At 48.5% G+C, this 1,535-nt stretch carries 1 protein-coding gene; it reads right to left on the bottom strand.

From position 1 onward, the window contains the following. Positions 1-138: 138 nt before the first annotated feature. On the bottom strand, positions 139-1,473 hold the full coding sequence (locus tag F9K33_16575) for a hypothetical protein (protein KAB2877307.1): 1,335 nt from the start codon (positions 1,471-1,473) through the stop codon (positions 139-141). Positions 1,474-1,535 lie beyond the last annotated feature (62 nt).

Genomic DNA, 1,535 nt, shown 5'->3' with positions numbered 1-1,535 from the left:
TTTTTTTTTTTTTTTTTTTTTTTTTTTTAATAACAGCATTTTATTTTTCTGTAATTGATGCACTACAATTACAAGTCTCACTACTATCACTGTTAACCCAATGGGATTTCTAGTAGTGTGGCTTTGACTTTGGCTGAGTCACTGCGAGGTGAACACACGCAAAGTCATGTGGGGTGCTTCAATTGGGGTTGTTGGTGGTGGGGTTGCACTTTGAGCGATGTAGGAGTGGCGTTTTTGCGATGCAGAGTCTTTGGGCTTTGGTTTGGTGGTTGTTTGTTGTTTTGTTCTGCTACCATTGGATTTTCTCTTTGTGAATTTGAATATCTTTCGAATTTTCGAATTCACAAAAAGATTGTAGTGGCGATGACGGAGAATGAGCGTGGGCGGTTTTTTCGGTTTTTGTTGGGGTGCATTTCTCGCCATGTAATCATCAATATCGAAAACCATTTCATAATCAGAGTCAGAGTCGGAGTCGGAGTCAGAGTCAGGGGTGACGCGGATAAGGTGGCTGGAGACGTTGTCTTGGAGGGCGTGGATGAGGTCGTCAGCTCTCTGTAGTCCTTTTCGTTCGTGGTGGTCGTGGAGTTTGGCTGGCTTGATTGCCTTGAGGGCCTTTCTGAAGGTATGCGCTGCAGCAGCATACCCAAAAGGAACCTTGAGGTACAACACCATTCTGGAGATGGTCCAGATGGTGTGTATCGTGGCCGCCACTTCGTGCAGAAGACTTCTACAAGGTTCAGCAAGGTGATAGCTACATTCTTGTAGCATCTCAATGCCTTCTCTGAACTCTTTGAAGTCTTCGGCGGCTGACCACCACTCTTGGACGATGGGGCACTGGAAGAGGTGGTCTGGGTCGTATGTGCCTTGGCTGCAAAGAGGACATACATTTTGTATGTTTGGGGCGAAGTGTTTGAGCCGATTATAGAATGGGAGCGCACCGATGTTCAGGAGAAGAGTGGTGGTGATTGCTGGGCCAGCCATGCCTGAGAGCAAGTAGATGTTTTCAGCCCTCTCAGGGGACAGTTGGGCGACGCGGGAGAGCTTCTCCGTGATCTGGGAGCGGGCAGACTCGGAGTCGTATACGCGGAGGGATCGCCAGCTACCACAGATGTTGCAAGAGTTGGGGAAGCGCGCTGTGTATTCGGCAAGCGTTGGTGGGAAAGGAGGCGGGAGGTATGTGCCAGGGAGGGCAAAGAGAACTTCTTTTGAGAAGGAACGCATCGGAACGAGGAAATTATAAGCGAGCGTGTCCACAGTGTTGCACATTTCTGGGGAAGGAACCGCGAATTGGATGAGGTGACTGAAGAGGGGGATGGCAAAGATTTTGTAGAACCAGAGGCGCCAATGCATTGAGCCGCCGAATGCTTTGGCTGAAGTCAATCGATTTTTGAATTTGTTCAAGGTAGCCGTATATATTGTTTTCTCTGATATTTCTTTGCTTAGGATGATTCCGAGGTATCTGTATTCATTCACCAGGGGGGAGTTCCAATGTTGTGAGATGGTGGGGGGAGGGCGTTCACTCAGGGGGAGAACAC

This window comes from bacterium (assembly GCA_008933615.1).
Taxonomy (GTDB): Bacteria; CLD3; CLD3; order SB21; family SB21; genus SB21.
This window is presented reverse-complemented; position numbering and strand designations above follow the sequence as displayed.